A 22,785-nucleotide genomic window follows, 5' to 3' on the forward strand; every position below is an offset into this window, starting at 1 on the left:
CAGCATTTTGTTTGGATTGGACGGTTTGATTTCATTTAAAGACTTTCCAAGCGGGATGAAACTATTCAGGATTTATAAAATAAAAAGAAATGAAAATGGAGGATATGAAAATGGAGAAAATGAATAGAAAACAGAATCAAAAGAATTATTTTTGATCTGCTTCCGATTCACTATCACCGTCGCCATCTTCAAAATCATCATCGTCGTCATCTTCTCCAAAATCCATATCGGTGATGTCTACGAAATCCGTGCTCGTATCGACTTCGTCGTCGTATTCGTAATCTCCATCGTCGTCATCAAATTCGGATTCAATATTTTCCGACTCCCCGGCGATGCTTTCAACGTCATTTTTGGAATCGAATTCAGAATCAGAGTCATTGTCTTCGAAATCGCCATCCGCACCCCCTCCAATGACCGGATTGCCGGTTTTTTGGGCGACGATATAAACCTCTTGCGTTTGCGGTTCCAAAACGTCCGACACGGTAAATCCAAAAGACTCAATTTTCTTTACAATGGATTTCTTGAACCTGTTTTTGGGGATTTTAATCACTTGAAGAAGCCAGCCGCCGTCTTTGAGAAGCACGCACATGCGGGACAGCGCCAAAAGCGAATCTTTGGGCTCCAGCGTCATATCGGAGAGCAGCACGTCGAATTTTTTGTCTTTGGAATTCTTATCGGTGGCGATTTTGTCAACCGAGACGGTAAAAACGTCGGCGAACATGATTTCCGCGTTTTTGTGCTCGAAAGCGATTTTGCCGAGCTCGGTTCTGAAATCCTTGGAAAACTCAATCCCTTGAATGTGACCGGACGGGCCGATGAATTCCAGCGCGCAAAGCATAAAGCCGCCGGCACTGGATCCCAAATCCAAAACGTAGTCGCCGGGACTTAAAATGGTTGTCAGTTCTTGGATGGCTTTCAATTTAAAATAGCCTTTAGGCATATCGAGCCCTTCTTCCACGTCAATTTTATCTTCCGTGGTGATGTTTTTGGACGCTTTGACGCACACATTTCCGTTGACGGTGACCTTGCCGCCTTCGACGGCGCTCTTGGCGCGTCCGCGGGATTTGAAAAAACCCATTTCTACTAAATAACTGTCAAGTCTCATAAGTTCAAAAACCATACCGATTCTATAAATAGACAATGATGTGACAAACGGGAGACAAACGGAAGGCAAACGAGAGACAATAATGAGATGGAAGACAAATATGAGAGAATACTGTGTGGGAAAAGGAATCTTTATTAACACTGAACGAATATATTTTAGAAAACGGTCATCCATCGTTTCATTTTATTTTGTTTTATTGCATATCGATTCTTAACATAACGGAGGCAAATTATGGTCAAATTAACACCCGAAATGAAAGAAAACATCAAAAAAGTCCGTGTTCTTCCCTTGGCAACCGCATCCAAGAGCGGCATCCCGAACGTCATCCCGATCGGCATCGCTGAAATCAACGACAAAGACGAGAAAGACGACTACATTCACGTGATGAACAACTTCTTCCTCAAGACGATTGCCAACATGAAAGAAAACCCGCACGTCGCCATTTATGTCTGGAGTCCGGAAACAACCGGCTGCTTCCAAATGAAAGGCGAAGTCGTGGAAATCACCGACAAAGGAAACGTGTACTCGGAAATGACCGGACGCGTCGCCACCATGAAACCGGGTCTCCCGATGAAACAAATCGTCCGGATTAAAATCACCGAAGTGTTCAACTGCACCTCCGGAAAAGAAGCCGGACAAAAGATTGCTTAATTGCAGTCTTTTATTTTTTATTTTCCTTTTTTTGTTTCTGTTTTGTTTCTGTTCTGTTTGTTTTTTTGGCGGGCGGCAGGCGCGCGCGTTATGGCGGCACTTTTTCATTTTGCGTTTTTAGAAATCAGTGGATGTTTTTTGAAAATGCCATGCAAACCCTCCCGATTAAATCAGACGCGATTCGCGTCTGATTTAATCGGAATACGATGAACAGAATTGGATGCAGTAGCAACATATGTAATGCAGAGGGAAGTTTCATGTGTATTGTTGGAACCTGCTGCTGAAAACCGGAACAAGAAAAAACTGTATTGTTAGCAACCGTAGATGCAAACTGCAACTATAAAACAGTCAACTGTAGGTGTAACTCAGTATTTTTAAATTGGAATGCATCTGACGGATCGGATTCCGCAAAATACAGACGCAAAGCGTCTGATTTTGCGGGATGGTTTGCTCGATTTGAAACAAATGTTTGCAGGATGATTTGTTTGATTTGAAAAAGAGACGACAACTCACTTTATTGACGTTTTTTAAAAATTTGTTGCGATAACGCGCGCGCCCGACCCGCTCGAAAAATCAAAATCAAGTTCAAAACTCATCAAACGGATCAAACAAATAAATTTCCTTGCCGCAATTGGAACAAACAAACCGGTCACCGTCTTTCTCCAAATTAACAAAATCAGCCAGCGAAAAACTGCGGTTAATCAGCAGCGTGCTGCATTCCGGACAATAGGTATGTTTGTATTTGGACTCCATGTTTCCGATATAAACGTAGTCGATGCCCGCGTCTATGAAAATATTGCGTGCGGATTCCATGGTCGAAATCGGCGTCGCTGAAACGCCGGTCAATTGGAAATCCGGATGAAACGCATTAAGGTGAACCGGTGTTTCCGGACCAAGATTTTTCAAAATCCAATCGGCCATTTGAGCGAGTTCTTTTTTGTCGTCGTTCAATCCCGGAATCAAAAGGGTGACGGTTTCAACGAAAAGTCCGAGCTCCTTGGCTTTTTTTGTCGATTCCAAAACGGGTTCTAACTTTGCGCGCGTGATTTCCGAATAAAACTTTTCGGAGAACGCTTTGATGTCGACGCGGTAAACATCAATATACGGCGCCAGCTTTTCAAGCGCATCAGGCGTCATGTAGCCGTTTGTAACCATTATCACATAAAGACCGTTTTCTTTGGCCAAAACGGCGGTGTCGTAAATGAATTCATACCAAATCGTCGGCTCGTTGTAGGTGAAAGAAATGCTTTTCGTGTCCAAAAACAGAGCCCGGTAAATAACTTCTTCCGGCGTGACTTTTTCGTCGTACATTTCCGGATCGAAACAGAAAAGACTTGTGTCGGAATCCAAATCGGAATCAAAAACTGAACTTGACCCGGAATCGGAGCCGGAATTAGACATATATCCGGAATTGAGAACACTGGGCGTAAAATCGAAATCAGAGCCGCCCATTGAAAGGACGTCGTCGTCAAACAAAATTTGAGAAATCCGCCAGTTTTGGCAGTGCCGGCACTTGAAATTGCAGCCGAGCGTGCCCATCGAATACGTCGCGGTTCCCGGCAAAAAGTGAAAGACCGGCTTTTTCTCGATCGGATCAATCGCCTTGGAGGAAACGATGCCGTAATTGAGCGTGTACAAAACCCCGCCAACGTTTTGCCGGACGCGGCAAAAACCGAATTTGCCGGGCAAAATGAAACAGCGGCGCGCGCAAAGATTGCATTTGACTTTGTTGTCCGAAAGGAATTCAAAATGCATGGCTTTTTTGATTCCGTTTTTCGAGTCGTCCGACGGGTTTGACATAATTTTCTCCAATATTGACAGTGACGGTTTGCGTTTTCTGAGTTCTATTTTCAGATTGCCGGTTGCCACCTGCAGGTGACTATTTTTAGATTTCAGTTTACACCTACTGTTTTCTATTTTATAGTTACAGTTTGCACCTACTGTTAACTATTTTACAGTTTCAGTTTGAACCTGCAGTTGACTGTTTTAAAATTACGGTTTGCACCTACAGTTCACTATTTTAAAGTTACAACTTGCACCTACGGGTGACTGTTTTCCAATTGCATCTTATTGTAAGTGGTATCCGCTTAAACAGACGCCAAAGGCGTCTGTTTAAGCGGGGTGGTTTGCTTGAGATGATAAATAGACAATAAATATTGATAAAATTAACAAATTGTTTAATTCTTGTCAATCAATTGCGTTTCCAAGATATCCAAATAGCCCCGGTTTTGCAGCCAACGGGAATTGGTTTTTATGGGGACAATCTTCTTCTTGAAAAACGGCGCGTCCAAAACGGCGGTTTCAAATTCGCCGCCCTCGCCGGCGATATGCACATAATTTTTTTGGTTGAGGCGCTCCAAATCCGAAAGCGCTGCACGGTCAAGACGTCTGCCCAGCCAGCTTTCAGTGAGGCCGTCCGCTGCTGCTGTGACAAAAATAATTTCCATGCCCGAATCAATCATTTCCGATAACAAGGACTTTGGATTCGCGTGCCAAAGCGGCGAAAACGCTTCCAGTTCCAGCGTTTTGCAAATATTTTCCACCCGGCTTTTCTGGTAAACCGATTCAATCGCACCCGTGCAAACGCCCGAGATATTATATTCCGATTTCAATGCCGACAGCGCGTTTTTCATGTCGTCCAATTCTTCTTCTTTGACGCCGCCGGTTTTTTGATATAAAAGCGGAATGCCGGAAGCGGCCGAAATGTCGGCAACCAATTTCGTATTAATCGAATGAAACATATACGATTCCGGATTTTCAGGAACCAGGCACACCATGCAAACGATATCGTGGCCGGCTTCAATCATCTTTTGGATCGCAAAAACGGAATCCTTACCGCCCGACACCAATGCCCCAATTCTCATGAAAATCCCTCGAAATTAAAAATAAAAAACAAAATAAAAACAAAATAAAAACAAAAATAAAGAAATCAGATTGTATTATATAGATTATAATTCCAAATCCGAAGCCGGAAAGTGTAAAGCATATCGTTCGGCCATCATTTTCCAGTCCGGCAGATTGGTTTGGCAGCCGATTTCTTCCACGACATAAGACGCGGCGACCGCGCCGATTTTGCAGCAAACGCCTAACGGATATCCTTTTGTAAACGCGACCAAAAAGCCGGCCTTGTAAGCGTCGCCGGCGCCGGTCGGGTCAACCGATTTTGCGAGGACGCAGGGAATATTGGTTTCAATGATTTCCGTGCAGCTGCCGACTTGAATATCGTTGCCGACGCAAACAACGTTTTTGCCGGAATAAAGAACGCTGCCCTCTTTGTCATACGTCACCACAATGACGTCGATCATGGTTTTGAGTTCTTCAAACGAATAACCGGAAATGTCCGACACCATTTGGATTTCGTGACGGTTGGTGAAAAGAAGATTCGTGTTCTTTAAAATCGCCCTCAGCGGCTCTTTTTGATAAGTGACCAAATCCTGTCCGGGATCGAATGAAACAAAATCCGCAATCTCCGACATCTTGGCGTTGAAGAAACAATCCGCTGTGGCCATGTGAACAAAATCGACTTTCGGCGGCGTCATTTCCCGAAGTTTTCCGGCGGCGCCCCAATAAAAATAAGTGGATTGATTGGACATCCCGTCTGTGAGAATGAACGCTTTTGAGAGGTGTTCGTCTTTCATCCGCCAAAGAAGGGACAAATCGACGCCCAAATCCGACAGGTGCGCTTCATAGCCGGACGACGTGAAATCATCGCCGACCGGAGAGACCAGTTGGACGGAACCACCGAGTTTCGCCATCACCGCCGACACATTCGCCGCGCCGCCGCCGAAATGGGTTTCACACCGGTTAATCGGAGACGACTGGTTCTTATCCACGATTCTGTTCACCCAAAGCAAATAATCAAGCGATGTGTGGCCGGTTACGGAGATTGTTTTCACCATAAGAACACCTAAAATAAAATCAATATAAATCAATCAAAATGAAAAAATGAAAGTGAATGAATAAAATAAAATTAAAAATAAAAATTAAGGATTGAAGATTGAAATGAAAGGATCAATTGAAAGGATCAATCGGACAAATCAAATCAGAATTCGTCGACTTCAATCACTTTGAGCGGAACGTCGCGAAGCGCTTTTCCAATGACGGATTTGGCGATTCTAGACGCATGCTCTTCCGTTTCGGCTTCATAAACCTTCATTTGGAAAAGCAAACCGACGATCGCGGTATCCGCAACCAGGTAAGCGCTCATGAAATCCTCGCCGCAGGCGGCGCAGCTCATGGTGCCGACTTCAACGTCGACGTAATCCAATTTCGGGTTTAAACGTTTTCCGGCTTCGGCAAGCGCAATTCCGATCGCGTCTTCGCCGGTGGCGACGTCTTTAACCAACCAGGCTCCCTCAAGAAAAACATTATAATTCGGCATAACTCAAAACTCCTTTTTTCATTTGAAATGTATGTTGTTTTTGAAATTGTTGATAATTTAACGAGTTGTAAACAATTAATGACAATTAAAGTAGATGATAATCAAAGTAAATAAGTATAAAATATTAAATTGTGAAAAGGACATCGTCGTCCACGTCAAAAACGCCCAGTTTGGCGCCGGCGTCCAGCCAAGCGTGGCCGTAACTGAAAGAAGCCAACGCATTGACGTAATCGTTTTGGTCCATAAAATGCAGACCGTCCTTGTGATACGAATCGGCCATCGTTTTAAAGTCCCGGGCGACGCTCATCATGTGGGACGATTCAATCGGCGACGGAACCGCTTTTAACAAAGCGGCGGCCAACAAACGCTCGTATCGAATTGTTTTTTCATGAAGATCTGCCGGCATAATATCCCTTTTTTCCGTTCCGATTTCGGATTTTCTTAGAATAGAAGTTGCTTCTTTAAATTTGTTTCTTATTCCAAACCCATACTGTCTTCAATATTTTATCACTATGATTCAATTTTTAAAATAATAAGAACAATAAAATGAACAATAAAATGAACCGATTCCAATATTCCTCTTACATTTCTCAGTTTCTTTCTTCTTCATTCTTCTTTCAAAATACAATCCGGCGCGCCGGCCAATTTCACAAGCGCCTCCGCTTCCAAAAAGTGCAGTTCTCCCGGAATCACTAAAATTTGGAGCGGACCGCCGAGATCAAAATTGCCGCAATTGCCGGCAAAATCCGCTTTCACACACACGTCGTCCGATCCGGCTCTTGCGATTCCGACGGCGATTTGGTTTTCCATAACGCCCTCGTTGCGTTTGTGTTCAACTTCCATGAGCAGTTTCAGCGCTTCGGAAACTTTCATGTAGCCGTGATCCGGATTGATGTCTAAAAAAACAAGCGTGTGAAGACCGTTTTCTTTATTCTTTTGAATTGTGTCGTACGGCGTTTCCGTTACCACACGGTTTCCGCGGGCGCTTATGTACGGAAAAGGAATGCTGACCGATTTTCCGAAACGGTAATTTTGAAGGCCGGAAAGGCCGTAAACCGCCGAAATGATGGACGCGCCGTGAATGAGCTTGGTTTCAATGCCCAAATCGTGCGCCCGAATGCGCAGATCCACGTGCGTCGTCGACGCCATTGTGTCGCCGCCGGTCAAAAAAACAACATTTTTGTCCTTGGCAGCCATCATCCAATCCGGATTTTGTTCGACGTCTTCCCGCAAAAGAATATGAACCGGCTTTTTGTAAAGCGCTTCTAATTTTTCAATCGTCGTCCCCATCAAGCGGGACGTGTAAAATTCGGCGTAAACCAAATCCGCCGCCGAAACGGCGTCTAATCCTTTTAAAGAAATATCATTTTCATCAAAAAGACCCAAACCAATGAATGTCAACATAACACTCCATGCGGCCAGAATATATTTAAAAATTCCCGAACGGCAAGAAACCGGTCAAATACCGGAAAATGACCGATAAAGCTATGATTTAACGCATATGGACAATGAGTTAAATAACAAATAAAAAAATAATATATTTGAATTTTTTAAATATTTTTTTAGAAATATAATTATAGAAATAGCAAAACTTTTTAAAAATCGTAAACAAATAAGTTATTTTTTGAATAATGTAAAGAATAACTTGAATTAAAACAAAGGGCAGTCGATGTCAATATAGACAATTAACGATAAATAGGAATTATTTCCAATTAAAAATAATTACTTAAAAAAATTAAAATGACTAAGATTAAATAGGAGGAACTCTTAATAAGAGTTGTTATTACTAGCATAAAATTTGTAGTAATAATTTGCACTTGAAAAGTGCAAACTGCCATGTGTTCAATAAAACAGCATATATAGCGATATATAAGCAAAAAAAAATTAAAACCACATACAGCATCCACTATATAAAAACGGCATTCATGAACAGTTTTTTGAAAAAATAAAATTTTTAAAAATAAATTAAAAATAACTTTTAAAAAAGTAAAATTTCGAAAAACAAAAAAACAAAAACGAATTTCATAAAAACGACATAAAAACATAACTTAATTTTTGGTTTTTCAAGGTTTTATCATGATCAAAAGAAACACAGTCCAAAAGATGAAAATATTGGAGTACCTCAGCAGTACGAAATCACATCCGACGGCCGAAACTGTTTACGCGGAAGTTTCCAAGGAAATCCCGACCATCAGTTTATCCACCGTCTACCGTAATTTGAATATGATGGCAGACAACAGTGAAATTTTAAAATTCGAAGTCGGAAACGAAGCGCACTACGACGCTGACACCAGTTTCCACCACCACGCCTATTGCCGGATGTGCAAAACCGTGTTCGATATATTCGATATGGACATCTCTAATTACATTACTGACAACGTGGTTGTCCCGAATTTCGAAATTGAATCCGCCAACTTAATCTTCCAAGGCCGATGCACCCACTGCACCCCAAAAATCTCAATGGATGATATGGTGTGTTCCGCAGCCGGCGTTGACGAAGCCAACTAAACAGGCACATCCCAATCCATCAACTTAAGAAACAAAACTGATCCATGCATAGCGGCCAACGGTCCATCCCCAGTTTCATTTCTCAAAGTCAACGACGATTGACTTTAAACTCGACGTTTCTTAAGTTGAAGAAAGGCGCCATCCATTCATATTAATGTCGTGCCGTGCGCGGCGCGATTGATCAGAACACTTTTCGCACAAACGGATAGTGCTCGGCAAATTATCGTTAAAAACATAGAGAGGGATATAAACTATGTCCAAGACAGAAGAAAATTTAAAAGCAGCATTTGCCGGCGAAAGCCAAGCCCGAAACAAATATGACTATTATGCCAAGGTTGCGCGGGAAGAAGGCTACCACTATGTGGCCAAAATCTTTGAAGAAACTGCATTAAACGAAATGCAGCATGCCAAAGACGAATTCAAAAAATTAAACGGCATCGGAAACACCAAAGAAAACTTACAAGCGGCGATTGACGGCGAACAATACGAAACCTGCTCCATGTACCCGGAATTTGCAGAAACCGCCGACGCCGAAGGATTCAAAGACGTGGCCCGGCTCTTCCGCCAAATCGGAAAAGTCGAAGCGCACCACAGAGACCGCTACCAGCTCCTTTTGGACCGCTTGAACGCCGGCACCCTTTACAGCCGCGACGAGCCGATCACCTGGAAATGTTTGAAGTGCGGCTATGTCCATGTCGGCAAACAACCGCCGGCAAACTGCCCGTCCTGCGGACACGAAGCCAATTACTTTGAACCGAGCGATATTTTCTAATTCAAATCAAAACAGGAAATTTCCTGTTTTCTTTTCTCTTTTATTGACTTCAAACCGGACGGAAGCAGACATGCTCGAATTTGAAAAAATAGGGATGACTTTTGAGCAATCTTTAAAAAAAGAATGCCATAACGCGCGCGTCGGCGCCGCCTGCAAAAAAACAGAAAGAACAGAAAACGGAAAGAAGAATAAAATCAAATAAAATTGAAAATAAAATCAGTCGACCAGATTGCTCCAATCGTTTTTCCCGGGAACATATTTAATTAAAACGGGATGGGTTTCATCCATCGCGTCGTCGTAATCGCTTTCATAAATCACAACGCCTTCTTCTTCGACCACAGTTAAGCCGGAAGGTGGTTCTGTGCCGCCGCCGGTCAAATCGGGTATATTTTCGCCGTTTTTGGACAGATAAGATCTGAATTTCAAAAATTCATCTTCGTAAAGCGCGTGAACGATTTCTTTGACGCAGTCGGCTGTTTCGCTTAATTTCAGAGAAGAGTTGTCAATTTCATAAACACGGCGGCAGTAATCGTAGCAGTCGCATAAAACGACGTCGATCGCTTCTGACATGACGTTTTCATGAACTTTCCTTTCGGAATAGCCGCGGGCGTCGAGACGTTCTTTGAGAACGGTCGGATGAGACCGTAAAACGACCGCTAAATCACATAAGCAGTGCGCCATGTGGCTTTCGATAATCAGCATCGGCAGATTTTTCGGATCCCGGGTGAATTGAAGAAACGCTTCGTCGGAAAAATTGTGTTCTTTGATTTTTCTCTCAAAGCCGCCCCGAATTTTATTCTGGAACGAAAGAACAGCCTCTTCCAAAGCGTCCATATCCACAATATTGCAATCCCGCTCAACATCTCTTTCAACCGAAATATTGCATTCGGCGATGAACTCCGTTAAGTGAAGGACCGAATAACCGTCCTTTTCAAGGAGTTTTGACACTTGCGTTTTTCCCGTACCGGGCGTCCCGGTCAGCGCAACGGTCAGAAATGGCGGAAAAGAATGAATACACATGATGAGCCTCAATAAAGCAATGGCGGGACGTGAAAACACATACCGTCAATTGCCTGTCAATGATGATTGAAATTGATTTTTATTGATAAGATAAAAGTTTTACGTGTTACACAAAAATATTATATGTAGTTTTTCATCCAAATTATTATAATAATTTTAAAATATAATCCGGACAATACCTTATAATTGCCCGGTTGACATTCATGATCGTTTATTTTGACGGTCCTTCAAAACGGTGTATTGCAGCTGCAATCAGTTAAACGACCGCGCTTTGTTGGTGTGAATTTCATAGGCGCGAACAGCATTCGGCGCGCCGATGAGCAGTTTTTTAATCCGGTTAAAGACGCTGGGCGATTTTTCCGGGTCGATCACTTCGGCAATTTCATCCAAAGCCGCCACCAGCGGCACATGATATTTCGTTTCCATTTTATCGATGGCAGAGAATGCATTCAAAAGACCGACCGTGCTGTATTCGTTGATGGCGGCCAGCCGGATGATGGTTTCTTTGAGGAATTCCAAGCCTTCTTCCGTTTGAAGTGAATATTTACGGTTGCGTGCAAATGTGCCGTAAAGAGCGCGCTGATCGTTGGCCTGCTCAATCCGGAACGTCGGATCTTTTTCAATCAAACGAATCATGTCCAGACAATCCGGCGCGTCGGTGCCGGCCACGGTCGCCAAAAATGTTTCCCAGGCCACCAAGTCTTTTTTGCATTCTTCCATGTAAATGAAGGTGAGATCTTTCTTTTCCGGCGCCGAGCTGTTGAGCCAAGCTGAAAACGCCGCCAAACGGTCGGTCGCATTGGTGGCGGTCAAAAACTGCCGCTTGATGTGGCCGTGAATTTCGGGCGTGTCCAGCGTCGCCAACAACCGGAGCGCATTGTTTTTGACTTGCCGGCGTTTAATTTGAGTGCTTTTGAGGCGCAGCGACCCGCGGACGGAATACAATTTTTCGTCGTCGGGATCCGGCTGGTCGAAATATTCTTCGTAAATGATTTTAAGAGAAATCTCATGGCGCTTGGCGATTTCTTTTTGGATTTTGCGGCGGACGGCAAAGAGTTTGTCGTATTGGTGCGCAAATTCTTCGTTGTCGGTCGACTCGAAAATTGTCAAGAAGAGACTGCCGGTTTTATCCAAAAGCGCGTGGTCGCACAGGAGTTCGTGGTAAAGGTCGGCGTATTCGGATGACGGAGATGCGTCCGGATTTTTGAGAAGGCGTTCTTTTTCGCGGTCGGTGAGCGTGTAAAACGCCAAAAACCGGCTGACGATGTCTTTGTCTTTTCGGACCTGAATCATCAATTCCTTGGCGTCGGCCTGCGTCACGATTTTGCCGTAGAAGGAGCCGCCGCGGTTTAAGGAAACGAATGCCGGATCTTCCACAGAAAGAACGATTTCTTCCTCTTCGTTTTGGACAAAGTAAGTCTCTTCATGAATGATTTTTCCTTTCCGGTCGGAAAGCGCATAGGAGAACGGGAAGATCCACGGGCGTTTGGAAAACGGCAGCGCTTGTTTGAGCGTCATTTTAAACGTTTTCGTTTTGGCGTCGTACGTTTTGGTGACGAATAAAGTCGGATAGCCGGTTTGGTGCAGCCAGACGTTGGCCATTTTGGAGAGGTCGGTGCCGGAAACGAATTCCATTTCGTGAATCCAGTCAAACGTGCGTGCGTTTTTGTGGCTGAATTTTTTATGGTAGGCGTCAAGCCCTCTGGCAAAAACGTCTTTTCCGATGAGAGTTTCGACCATCCGGACAAATTCGGGCGCTTTGACGTAGGTCACGGAGGTGATCAAATCGTTCGGATCGTTGAATCCGTCCGGCAGAATCGGCATGGAGGCTGCGCCCGAGTCGAGCGCGAATGTGCCGGAGACCGGCGCGTAAAGGTCGAGAATCGTTTGAAGGCGGGTGTAATCGTCGCCGAAGAAATAAGCATGGAATGCGTTTTCGATGTGAACCGTCACGGCTTCGTTGAGCCAAATTTCAAACGGACTGTTGCCGGTCACTTCCGAACCGTTGATGTTGTGGTAATATTCATGCGCCTTGACGTCGGCCATGTATTCAAAAGCGCCGTCGGTCATGTTTTTAGACGGCATGATGCGGTTGGTGGTAATCGTGGTGTTGCCGACGTTTTCCATGCCGCCGAAGTCGGAATTTTGCATGCCGATTTCACGGTAAACGGTGCCGGTGTATTTGTAACCGAACGTCAAATCCTTAGACAGCGCCGCGATTTTGTCCCGGACGGCGATGAGGTTGTTCATGGTTTTGTTGACGTTGTCGGGCAGCACGTTTGCGGAATTGAGGTTGTGTTTGAGCTGGTCGCGCAGTTTGGTCAGCTCAAAGATTTGCCGCTTCTCTTCCAGGTCTTTTTGGCTTTCGGGACCGGTAAACAGGTAAATCCACATGACGGAATCATGCAGGACGTCCAGAGATTGGGCCGCTGCATTTTTATCGGCGCCGGGCGGCACCAAAAGTTCCAAATCGATGCAGGACTCGTCGGGATATTCAAATTCCCGGTGGTGGGTGTCGTAGGTGCCGACGCCGAGGAAAAAGAGGTAAGGTGCCATCGGCGTTTTCATGTTTTCGTAAACGATTTCATCGCGGGGACCCGCCGGCGTTTGAACGGTTTGCCGGGGAACGGCGATGTCGCCGTTTGTAATCATGTTGGTGTAGCGCGAATCGGCGCGAATTGTGGTCCGGTAGGTGCACTTGGCGGTCATGTCGTCAAAGCAGGGAACGATGCGCTGAAAGCCCCATTGCTGGCACTGAGTGATTTGCTGCGGCGGCGCGCCGGCAGGCGTTTCGTCATAATAAAGGCCTTCAAGAATGTTTTTGGTCGGCCGGCAGATGGTTTTGGTTTCAATCGTCAGTTCGGTGTGCCGGGGAACCTGGGCATCAAAAATAATGTCCAGCATCGCGTCTTTTTGCCGGTAGTTATATGTCATGGAATTTTCCGGACAGCTGACGGATAAGATTTCCAGGTCGCGGCAATTGAGTGAGAGTTGAGAGACGGGATCGATCGTTTTTAAAAACATTTTTGAGGAAACGACGGTGCGGTCGTCATAAACGTCAAAGTCGAGGTCCATGTGAATGACGCGGACATCTAATTTTCCGAAATCTTCGGGATAATAACGGTAAAGTCTTTCTTTCATAGACTATGAAAATGAATTCAAGGTAATTAATGTTTTTTAGAAAATCGAACACAAAGATTTCTTTTTTTGGCGGGCGGCATGCGCGCGCGTTATGTCGTTGGCTTTATTCCAGACGTTTTTTCAAAAACCGAAGGGTATTTTTTGAAGATGTCAAGCAAACCAGCCCGTAAATTCTGACGCAAAAATTCCGTCGCTTCGCTAGGAATTTTTCAAGGGCGGCGGGAGTCTGAATCTATTGAGTTCGCTTCGCGAACGGCTCCTTTGGTCGCTAAAAGTTTGATTTTTATTGTTCCAACTCTCAAGCAAACCAGCCCGTAAAATCAGATGCGAAGCATCTGTATTTTACGGATACCGCGAACAGATACAAATTTAGCTGTGAACAATAAGATGCAAATTGGATCAAGAAACATCTGTATTGTTAGAAACAGTAGATACAAATCGGATTAGGAAAGACCTGTATTGTTAGAAACAGTCGGTACAGATCGGATTAAGAAAGACCTGTATTGTTAGAAACAGAAGATGCAAAATGCAACTTTAAAACAGTCACCTGTAGGTGCAAACTGAAATCTAAAAACAGTCACCCGTAGGTGCAATCTGAAATTTAAAAACAGTTACTGCAGATGCAAACTGAAATCTGAAAACAATGAACAGTAAGTGCAATCTGTAAATATACAAACCTTTGCGGCAATATAAACTGTAAATCACTGCATCTTATAGATCGAATTCCGCAAAATACAGACGCAAAGCGTCTGATTTTGCGGGTTTGTTTTTTTGGGAAGTTGGAACAAACGAAACCATACTTTAAATTTAAAAACGCTGACGTTATTGTTTCCGGTCAAAATAAATGCTTTTTCCGGAAACGCTGAGCGGAATCGCAAAAGCAAAGTCGGCATCAATCATTTTTGTGGAACAAGCGGCAGCTCCCGCCGAATACATAATCCGGTTGTCGATGCACATGTCTTTGGCTTTGGAAACAGCGGACCCGATCGCAACGCCGAGATCGACGGATTTGATCGCGCAAACCGGTCCCGGAAACGGTGGAACCGGCTCCGTGTTTTTCGGCGCTTTCGTGAGCCCGGCGCATGATCCAAAGCCGCAGGCGCCGCAATTCAAACCCGGCGTTTTTGAGTCTTTCAAACCGATCATGACCACGACGTCCGAATTCCGAATGTTGCCGGCGTCGCGAATGAAAAACATGCCGAGCTTTTCAGAAAGTTTTTCCATTTCGGTTGCTAACGTTTCTTTTTCATCGTTGTCCAAAATGTATGTGACAAGGTTATCAATGCCTTTTCCTTTCGGAGCGGTTCTTGCGGCGACCAAAATTTCTTGAGCCATCTGAAGAAGCGCATCCTTTTCGCTGTCCACCATCATAAAAGAAAGAAGGTGGTTTTTATATTTAATTTATTAGATATATTGAGAAAAAGAAATTAAAAGTCACAGAAAGAGAATGTTAATTAAAAAGCACAAAAAATAAAAAAATAAAAAGTGGAAAGAAAACAGACAACAAAAATCAATTGAATTCATTAAATGCTCTCAATTCCGATTCTGTAAATTTGACCACGTTTGTATCTTTGATTTGTTCAAGGATGTTCTTAAAATCCATATCGTTGAGAGGAGCGCCGTTGTAAAGAATCAATGAATCTAATTTTTGAAAATATTCAAGAACGTATAAACTACTCGTTTTCGCGTAAGACGGTTTGATAAAAGGCGGCTCATATTGACGAATACGGATATGATCTTCCCGGAAGAAGCATTTTGCTTTCCCCTCTGCGGATGTAATGTTGACCAAAGAAATTTCATTTTCCGCCGAATTGACTTTAACAACCAACATCGGACGCTTTTTCGTACCGGTTCTGCCGTCGATATATTTCGGCGGTACAAACAATAATCCCTGCCGCTCAGAAATCACTTTTGACACCTTCTTTTTGGTATTCATGAGCAAACAAAACGTTGTCAATCATTTCCATTTCTTTTTGGAAATCGGAATACGGGATCAGAGACAAACATTTGTCATGATAATTTCCTTGAATTGATTTTTCATAATATTTCCGCCAGGCCGGAGAATGATGAGAAATTTCAACTAATTCGATTGCCTCGGAATCTCCGAAAATTTCATTCGTTAAAATGAGCGATTCCAACTCCGTGTCATCATAAACACATTCGGTTCCGAATAAGTCATAATTTTCTTTATAAGACAAGCGAACACTTTCAACAACAGGCCCATTTGTAAATGCCAAGAAACATTCCTCAAACAACAATGTGTTGTTTCTTTTTAAATGAATCAATTGGGCAAAGAACAGCAGTTTTTGGAGTTTGATGTTCCCATCTAACGTATTTTGCGGGGTGTCCAGCTTTTGAGACACAAACCATTTTCCGATATCAATCGCCGATTTCATGAATTGACCTCATTTTTAGTTTTATTTTTTTGAGTTTTATTTTAATTTATTACATATCGATTGAACTGATTCGGGGAGGCAAAACAAAAATATTCTGAGAGTTTATAAAACTTTCCATTTTATTTTTGAAAGAATTTTATTTAATATGTATTCCGCAATTTCAGGTGCAAAAACAACTATATATCTCCCGTCCATTTCTCATTCCAATGATTGACGATACCCTTAAAATTTTCAAAGAACTCAACAAAAAGGACTTCCGAATTTTCGCCGGCATCGAGTTGGGAATGCGCGATTACGAATGGGTTCCGGTTTCCGAAATCCAACGGTTCGCCTGCATGCCACTGGACAAACTCAATTACCGGCTGGAATGGCTCCGCCGGAAAAAAATGGTGATCGGAACACTTGATCCGTATGAAGGCTACAAACTTTATTTTGAAGCCTACGACGCGCTGGCGCTGCACACCTATGTCGCCCGAAAAACATTTTCCGCCATCGGCGTTGAAATCGGCGTCGGGAAAGAATCGGTTGTGATGGAAGTTCAAAAAGAGCCGGAAATGGCGATTGCTGATCCTGAAATTTTTATTTTAAAACTGCACCGTGAAGGCCGGACCAGTTTTAAGCAAGTAAAGCGGACGCGCGAGCATTTGGCCGGTAAAGAACATTTTTCCTGGATTTATGCCGCAAGACTGGCTGCCGCCCGTGAATTTGATATCATGCAAAAACTGTGGCCCGACGTTTCCATTCCGAGACCGGTCGACCAAAACCGGCACACCATCGTGATGGAAGTCGCACAAGGCAGCGATCTTTTCAAAACAAAGCTCCTCGACCCGGATTGGTATTTGGATGAAATTCTCCGGCAAGTCAAATTGACTTACGGCAAAGGAATCATTCACAACGACCTGAGCGAATACAATATTTTCGTCTCCGAAGACGGGATTCAAATCATCGACTGGCCGCAATACGTCACGCTTGCGCATCCGCACGCGGAAGAATTGCTCCGCCGCGACGTCGAAAATGTTCTCAATCATTTTTCCAAAAAATACAAGATTCACCGCGACATCGATGACGTCATCGCGGAAATTAAAACGGGAGCCAACGTTGATATGGATCAATTGAGAAAAGAATTCCCGGACGAAGAAGCACGATTGAATGAGGAAATGGAACGGGAAAGAGAATTTGCCGTCGATGAATTGGAAGACTGCGAAACCGGCTTTGGGGACGAGAATTAAGAAGAAAATTAAATTCATTTTTTTCCCATTTTTCTTTATTTTCTGTTTTTACTTTTTTGTTTTTTTGTATTTTATTTTTCTGTTTTTACTTTTTTATTTCTTACTTTTTTGACGCGGCATACGCGCGCGTTACGGCGCTCATTTTTGAAAAACCGCTCAAAGAGGAGAGTCGCATTTTTATTTTCACCCAATTATCAAATTAATAAATCAGTTTATATAATATTCGATGAATCTATATTTTTGGTGAAAATATGTCCGTTCGAAAAGTCAAAAAGATCATACAGGGAATGAATGCCGTTGACGGCGCCGGCGTCAAACTGGTTCGCGTTGTCGGGCACAACGACGTCAAAGATTTTGATCCGTTTCTCATGTTGGACGCTTTCGATTCGTCCGACCCGAAAGATTACATCAAAGGATTTCCGCATCATCCGCACCGCGGCATTGAGACGGTCACCTATTTGATTTCCGGCAAAATCGAGCACGAAGACAGCCTCAAAAATAAAGGCGTTATCAACGGCGGCGATTGCCAATGGATGACCGCCGGAAGCGGCATCATCCACCAGGAAATGCCCAAACCCGCTGAAAGGATGCTTGGCTGCCAGCTTTGGGTGAATTTGCCGGCCAAAGACAAAATGACGGACCCGAAATACCGCGACATCACCAAAGAAATGGTCCCCGTCATAAAAGAAGATGGAAACGGAAGCGGAACAGAGATTCGCGTTTTAGCCGGAGAATACAAAGGAACGGCCGGGGCGATGCAAGCCGATTACGTCAAAATCAATTATTTGGACGTCACCATAAAACCAAACACGGCTTGGACTCTGGAAACAAATCCGGAAAACACGCTTTTCATTTACATCCTCAGCGGCAGCGCCAATTTCAAAGACCAATATCAAAACCCGGTTTCCATCTTTGAAAAGTCGGCTGTTTTGTTTGACGGCGGCGAAACATTTGAGACGACCGCCAGAACCGACGGCGTTCGATTTTTGCTGTTTGAAGGAAAGCCGCTCAAAGAATCGATTGCGTGGGGCGGACCGATTGTCATGAACACCAGAGAAGAGCTGGAATTTGCATTTTATGAGCTTGACCGGGGCACTTTTGTCAAACATAAATAAAATACCACCGCCAAAAAAACAATAAAACCAAAACGACAAAAATAAAAACAGAATCAATAAAATAAACAAAGATAAAAACAAAAATAAAAACAAAATGGATTAAATAAACAAAATAAAAACAACAAAACAAATAATAAATAAAATCAGTTCCTTCGATTAAAAAAGAAATAAAAACGAAGGCCATAAAATGTTTGACATTATTCAATTCATCGATCAATCCATTATTTTTTGGATTTACAGTTGGGGCGGCACCCAAATTTTGGATATTGTCACAGTTTTGTTGTCGTACACCGGAACGATCCGGCTGGCGGCAATCATTCTTTCCGTTTACTTTTTTATACGTCCGGAAACCCGGAAAATCTCATACGTCATCATCGGCGCCTTGATTTTCACCAACGCGATTGTTTTCATATTAAAACACATGGTTGACCGTCCGCGTCCGTACATTTGGCTCGGCATTCCCGAAGTAGAAATGCTGGTCAATTCATCGCCGTACACGTCTTTCCCATCCGGGCATTCCGTTTCAGCTTTTTCAACCATGATGGTGCTGGCTTGGTATTTTAGAAAACTGCTTATTCCGGGAATCGCAGCAGCCATCGTTGTGGCCACAGCCCGCGTTTATTTGTTGGTTCATTATCCGTCGGATATTTTTGCGGGAGCCGTCATTGGAATTGTCTTTTCGATTGTGTTTATTTTGATTTTTGAGCATTTTTGGAAAGAAAAGCAAAAAGAAAAAGAGACCGATTTTTGAAGATGTCAAGCAAACCCACCCGAAAAATCAAACGCATGCGTTTGATTTTCTCGGAATACAGCAGGAAGATACAGTAAATTTACAGTTATAGCTGATAGTTGCAGTTTGTACCTACAGTTGACTGTTCTAATTGCACCTATTGTTTCTATTTTTAGATCAGATTACATCTACTGATTCTATTTCTAACTTGTATCTTACAGTTAGTGAAATCCGCAAAATACAAACGCTATCGCGTTTGATTTTGCGGGATGGTTTGCACGATATTAAAAAAATGACCCTTCGTTATTAAAATCGCTTCACTAAAAACGAATGCCATAACGCGCGCGCATGCCGCTCGCCAAAAAAGAAAACAGAACTCTGAAACTGAAAGAAAAAACTGAAACAAAAGACTGAAAAAAACAGAAAATCCAAAAAAAAAGTTCAAGCAAAAAATTGCCTGAACTTGATTTTAAAATATTAATTTTGTTGCGAAAAAATTATTCCAACACTTCAAGAATGTGTGTTGTAATAACAGATTTTCCGCCGGTGCATTCCGAAAGGGTGCGGCCGCAAACATTGCAGACAACCTTTCTGCTGGCGCTTCCGAAGATGATCTGTTCAAAAATTCCTACGCTTCGCTTCGGAATTTTTAAAGGCGGTGTAACATCTGGTGCCAAAATTCGCTTCGCGAATTGCGACTGCGTCGCTAATCTATTTGTGAGAACAGTACAAAACGAAAAAATCCAAAAAAAAAGTTCAAGCAAAAAATTGCTTGAACTCAATTTTAAAATATTAATTTTGTTGCGAAAAAATTATTCCAACACTTCAAGGATGTGTGTTGTGATAACAGATTTTCCGCCGGTGCATTCCGAAAGGGTGCGGCCGCAAACATTGCAGACAACCTTTCTGCTGGCGCTTCCGAAGATGATCTGTTCATTTTCGCAGTCGTTGCATTTCACGCGCAAGAATCTGCTTTTCGGGCGGTTTGTATAATCCATATTTGTCACTCCTTACTCCACAAATTCGAATTTCTTGGCTCTGAAGCCCGGTCTCTGGTGCGCTTTCTTACAGACAGTGCATCTGTATTTCAATGCAACCTTCTTGGTCGGCTTGTCGCCTCCGGGGACTTTCGAGAATTTACCCGCGTTACCGATACCGGTCTGTCTCTTTTTCTGGCGGACGATCATGGTCAAGGAAGAAGCTTTTCCTTTCTTGACACGTTCAAGGGAGTGCTCCGAGTGCTTTTTGCAAAACGGGCAGTAAGTCTTAATTTTCTTCGGCATTTTCATGTTTTTTCACACCTGAGATTCCAAACAATCTTCGGGGTAAGTCCCAAAGACGCAATATTTAAAGGATCCGTTGCCGGAAGAGATACAATCAATGAAATGGTGAATTCCAAGGATGATTTTCATGATGTCCAACCGAACACAAAGCCGATTGGAAAACATACCTCTGAGACGCACATCCGCAATCAAAAGAATCAATGATGAATCGATTCAAGATGGATCAAAATCAAATGATTAAGACTCCGGACTGCCTTCGGAACTGCCGGGAATACTGAGAGCGACGCCGCGCTTGATCAACAATTGAGCATTCGAATGCGGTAATGAAACCACATCATTCGCATGCAATTGATAAGTGCGTTTGTCCTCGCCCATGAATTCTGGTAAATCCTTCAATATTCGCACAGAAACGTATTTCTCGTTTATAACGTTTGCGGAAGATTCGGATTTCGCCGACGGTGATGAGGATGTTGGCGATGAAGGGGAAGACGATGCCGATGATGGCGAAGAGGACGAAGAAGACGGCGAATTCATCATATTGGCGATGCTGCCCGAACCGGATGCCGCCTTTTCAGGCTCCTTTTGCTTTTCAGACGGAACTTGTGCTTTTTTGTCAACATCTTTCGGCTTGTCCGCCGGTGTTGCGCTGCTGCCGGCGCCGCCCGCATGAGAAACCGCACCGCTGCCGTCGTGGTCGTCCACAATCGCTGCAATCTGCTTATCTCGAGACTTGCCGATGGCCGACAGAACTTCTTCGTAAAGAACACGTTCTTCCGCCAGCAATTTGTCATAATCCTTTTTCAAAAGACCGGACTTGGAGTTTGTAAAAGCGGTTGACGTCGCCCGTTCGACAATTTTGCCGACGCGTTTCATAAAAACGGTTTCAATATCAAAAACCATACTGGACAGTTCATCTTCCAGCATTTTGTATTCAACGGACCGGGGACGGCCGTTTTTCATCATCTCCGATTCCAATTCCTTGACGGCGGCGGCCGCGGTTTCATAGAAATCCGCCGGTATCGGTTTTAAATCCCGCCCTTTTTCACGCCGGGCGGTCTGTTTAATTTCCTCAATCGTCTTATCAAGATCCATAATTTGCAACTCCGCGGCACATCAAGTAGATTGCGGCGTATTCCGGCAGCTCGGCCGGACCAACGTCGACCGAAAACTCATTTCCTTTGAGCTCAAACGAAAACGGACGCAAAATCCGCACTTTCGTCGGTTTGTCGCCAAAAGCGATCGAATCCGACAGCGGATCGTAATCCGGCAGGCGCGACAGCGGAATCGTCTGCACCTCAAACCCGGAACTGCCGTGCAGCGATCCCGGGAAACGGATCAAACGTTTAATGTCGCCCGTCACAGGTTCGTCGACGCTCGCGCCGGCGTCCACACCGAACTCGGCAATCGTTTGCTGAATAATATATTCGATAATCGTTTTAAAATCTTTCACCGGAAAATCCAAACGGCCTTTTTGCGTGATTTCGTCCAAAAGCTCATCGTTGGACGCCACGGCCGCCAAATTCTTCAGCGTCGCATCGCCGGCAATTTTATTCTCCTTTAAGTCTTTAAACATTTCCTTTTTGTCTTTTCGGACTTCCGTTTTCAAATAATCCGTCACGTGTTCGGCAATCCGTTTGCCCCAACCGGTTTCATAGCCTTCCAGCATCCATTTGGTCGGCAGTTTTTTCGGTTTTCCCTTAAAATCCGTGGCACCCGATCCGGCCCCGGCGTCGCCGGCCATCGCCACTTCTTTAAAGAAATATTTGAAATCCAAGTCCCGGCCGCTGATGTAATTGACGATTTCGCGGCGTTCGGCGCTGTCGAGCTTGGCGATTTTGTCGTCGTAAACGTGGAAGTGGTAACCGCGGCCGCCCGAAAAAACCAGCTCGATGTTGTCTTCCGAAAAGCCGAAGTCGCCGACCAAAAATTCGGATAACTTGATGGATTCGTTCTTGACGTGGTCGAGCATATCGGAATATGTCCGTTTGGCGCCCGGCAGGTGGTCGGCGTCCAAATCGAAAATCAAATCGGCGCCTTTCCAGCCTTTTAAATCCATTCGGGCCGCTCCCGGCGTCTCATAATATGCGACAGAATAGTAAACGTGCGCCGGCGCCATGCCGATCAAATATTCCGACACTTCGTTAAAAGAGCAAAACGCTTTGTGGCGCTTCATCACAACTTCCGGCATCGGGTCGAATGAAATAAAACCCCATTCGCGGTTTGTAAACGATGGCGGGAGCTTCAAATCAAGCGATTTGTAATGAGACTGAAATTTGACTTTCAGATACCGTTTCGTTAATTCGTCCAAATCCGCACCTCCGTTTTCATCGATTCGATTGAAGATAAATATTTGATAAAAATTAAAAGCTTAAAAATGAAATAAATTCAAAAGAATAATTTTTGATGACACTCTAATGTCTCTAATATTTATAGATATTTTGTTATTATTACCTG

The 22,785-nt window shown here is 43.8% G+C and carries 22 protein-coding genes and 1 pseudogene; 6 read left to right on the forward strand and 17 right to left on the reverse strand.

Annotation, left to right across the window (positions count from 1 at the left end; genetic code table 11):
* Positions 1–145: 145 nt before the first annotated feature.
* Positions 146–1,105, reverse strand: a complete 960-nt coding sequence (locus MsAg5_RS02525) for an SAM-dependent methyltransferase (protein WP_338099048.1) — start codon at positions 1,103–1,105, stop codon at positions 146–148.
* 231 nt (positions 1,106–1,336) lie between these two features.
* On the opposite strand from MsAg5_RS02525, the gene MsAg5_RS02530 reads away from it, so the two are divergent.
* Positions 1,337–1,756, forward strand: a complete 420-nt coding sequence (locus MsAg5_RS02530; RefSeq protein ID WP_338099049.1) for a pyridoxamine 5'-phosphate oxidase family protein — start codon at positions 1,337–1,339, stop codon at positions 1,754–1,756.
* A 585-nt stretch (positions 1,757–2,341) separates the two neighbouring features.
* Here the strand turns inward: MsAg5_RS02530 and MsAg5_RS02535 are convergent.
* The 6 genes from MsAg5_RS02535 to dph5 form a co-directional block, all read right to left on the reverse strand.
* Positions 2,342–3,556, reverse strand: a complete 1,215-nt coding sequence (locus MsAg5_RS02535; RefSeq protein ID WP_338099050.1) for a radical SAM protein — start codon at positions 3,554–3,556, stop codon at positions 2,342–2,344.
* Between the two features lie 377 nt (positions 3,557–3,933).
* Entirely contained in the window at positions 3,934–4,620 is a 687-nt protein-coding gene (locus MsAg5_RS02540; protein ID WP_338099051.1) for a diphthine--ammonia ligase, read from the reverse strand.
* Positions 4,621–4,704: 84 nt separating this feature from the next.
* The gene (locus MsAg5_RS02545) at positions 4,705–5,655 is read right to left on the reverse strand and encodes a carbohydrate kinase family protein (protein WP_338099052.1); all 951 of its coding nucleotides are present in this window, start codon (positions 5,653–5,655) and stop codon (positions 4,705–4,707) included.
* Between the two features lie 143 nt (positions 5,656–5,798).
* Complete coding sequence (locus tag MsAg5_RS02550; RefSeq protein WP_338099053.1) at positions 5,799–6,137, reverse strand: DUF555 domain-containing protein; 339 nt, start codon at positions 6,135–6,137, stop codon at positions 5,799–5,801.
* 124 nt (positions 6,138–6,261) lie between these two features.
* Complete coding sequence (locus tag MsAg5_RS02555) at positions 6,262–6,543, reverse strand: DUF357 domain-containing protein (RefSeq protein WP_338099054.1); 282 nt, start codon at positions 6,541–6,543, stop codon at positions 6,262–6,264.
* Between the two features lie 200 nt (positions 6,544–6,743).
* On the reverse strand, positions 6,744–7,541 hold the full coding sequence (gene dph5 / locus MsAg5_RS02560; protein ID WP_338099055.1) for a diphthine synthase: 798 nt from the start codon (positions 7,539–7,541) through the stop codon (positions 6,744–6,746).
* 672 nt (positions 7,542–8,213) lie between these two features.
* Here dph5 and MsAg5_RS02565 point away from each other — a divergent pair.
* Together MsAg5_RS02565 and rbr are read left to right on the forward strand one after the other, a co-directional pair.
* Positions 8,214–8,645 carry a Fur family transcriptional regulator gene (locus MsAg5_RS02565; protein ID WP_338099056.1) on the forward strand — a complete coding sequence of 144 codons (432 nt, stop codon included), beginning with the start codon at positions 8,214–8,216 and terminating at the stop codon, positions 8,643–8,645.
* Between the two features lie 253 nt (positions 8,646–8,898).
* On the forward strand, positions 8,899–9,417 hold the full coding sequence (gene rbr, locus MsAg5_RS02570) for a rubrerythrin (protein ID WP_338099057.1): 519 nt from the start codon (positions 8,899–8,901) through the stop codon (positions 9,415–9,417).
* Positions 9,418–9,633: 216 nt separating this feature from the next.
* Here rbr and MsAg5_RS02575 read toward each other — a convergent pair whose 3' ends face one another.
* From MsAg5_RS02575 to MsAg5_RS02595, 5 genes are all read right to left on the reverse strand, one after another.
* On the reverse strand, positions 9,634–10,437 hold the full coding sequence (locus tag MsAg5_RS02575; protein ID WP_338099058.1) for an adenylate kinase family protein: 804 nt from the start codon (positions 10,435–10,437) through the stop codon (positions 9,634–9,636).
* A gap of 252 nt (positions 10,438–10,689) precedes the next feature.
* Positions 10,690–13,578, reverse strand: coding sequence for a DUF3458 domain-containing protein (locus MsAg5_RS02580; RefSeq protein ID WP_338099059.1), 2,889 nt, complete (start codon positions 13,576–13,578; stop codon positions 10,690–10,692).
* Between the two features lie 822 nt (positions 13,579–14,400).
* Positions 14,401–14,949 (reverse strand): ferredoxin domain-containing protein, encoded by a 549-nt coding sequence (locus tag MsAg5_RS02585; RefSeq protein WP_338099060.1) that lies wholly within the window; start codon positions 14,947–14,949, stop codon positions 14,401–14,403.
* Between the two features lie 139 nt (positions 14,950–15,088).
* Complete coding sequence (locus MsAg5_RS02590) at positions 15,089–15,514, reverse strand: hypothetical protein (RefSeq protein ID WP_338099061.1); 426 nt, start codon at positions 15,512–15,514, stop codon at positions 15,089–15,091.
* The gene (locus MsAg5_RS02595) at positions 15,477–15,974 is read right to left on the reverse strand and encodes a Panacea domain-containing protein (RefSeq protein WP_338099062.1); all 498 of its coding nucleotides are present in this window, start codon (positions 15,972–15,974) and stop codon (positions 15,477–15,479) included. The genes MsAg5_RS02590 and MsAg5_RS02595 overlap by 38 nt, the downstream gene beginning before the upstream one ends.
* Before the next feature lie 206 nt (positions 15,975–16,180).
* Between MsAg5_RS02595 and MsAg5_RS02600 the strand changes: the two genes are divergently transcribed.
* From MsAg5_RS02600 to MsAg5_RS02610, 3 genes are all read left to right on the forward strand, one after another.
* Positions 16,181–17,203 (forward strand): RIO1 family regulatory kinase/ATPase domain-containing protein, encoded by a 1,023-nt coding sequence (locus MsAg5_RS02600; protein WP_338099063.1) that lies wholly within the window; start codon positions 16,181–16,183, stop codon positions 17,201–17,203.
* Positions 17,204–17,454: 251 nt separating this feature from the next.
* On the forward strand, positions 17,455–18,318 hold the full coding sequence (locus MsAg5_RS02605; protein WP_338099064.1) for a pirin family protein: 864 nt from the start codon (positions 17,455–17,457) through the stop codon (positions 18,316–18,318).
* 187 nt (positions 18,319–18,505) lie between these two features.
* Entirely contained in the window at positions 18,506–19,069 is a 564-nt protein-coding gene (locus MsAg5_RS02610; RefSeq protein WP_338099065.1) for a phosphatase PAP2 family protein, read from the forward strand.
* A 476-nt stretch (positions 19,070–19,545) separates the two neighbouring features.
* Here MsAg5_RS02610 and MsAg5_RS02615 read toward each other — a convergent pair.
* The 5 genes and pseudogenes from MsAg5_RS02615 to MsAg5_RS02635 form a co-directional block, all read right to left on the reverse strand.
* Positions 19,546–19,668, reverse strand: a pseudogene (locus MsAg5_RS02615) (eS27 family ribosomal protein); the annotation flags it as partial.
* 192 nt (positions 19,669–19,860) lie between these two features.
* Entirely contained in the window at positions 19,861–20,046 is a 186-nt protein-coding gene (locus MsAg5_RS02620) for a 30S ribosomal protein S27e (RefSeq protein WP_338098301.1), read from the reverse strand.
* Between the two features lie 12 nt (positions 20,047–20,058).
* Positions 20,059–20,337, reverse strand: coding sequence for a 50S ribosomal protein L44e (locus MsAg5_RS02625; protein WP_338099066.1), 279 nt, complete (start codon positions 20,335–20,337; stop codon positions 20,059–20,061).
* Between the two features lie 231 nt (positions 20,338–20,568).
* On the reverse strand, positions 20,569–21,423 hold the full coding sequence (locus MsAg5_RS02630) for a DNA replication complex subunit Gins51 (protein WP_338099067.1): 855 nt from the start codon (positions 21,421–21,423) through the stop codon (positions 20,569–20,571).
* Positions 21,413–22,639, reverse strand: a complete 1,227-nt coding sequence (locus tag MsAg5_RS02635) for a DNA primase small subunit domain-containing protein (protein ID WP_338099068.1) — start codon at positions 22,637–22,639, stop codon at positions 21,413–21,415. Before MsAg5_RS02635 ends, MsAg5_RS02630 begins: the two co-directional genes overlap by 11 nt.
* Positions 22,640–22,785 lie beyond the last annotated feature (146 nt).

Origin of the sequence: Methanolapillus africanus (assembly GCF_032714475.1) — an archaeon.
GTDB lineage: Archaea > Halobacteriota > Methanosarcinia > Methanosarcinales > Methanosarcinaceae > Methanolapillus > Methanolapillus africanus.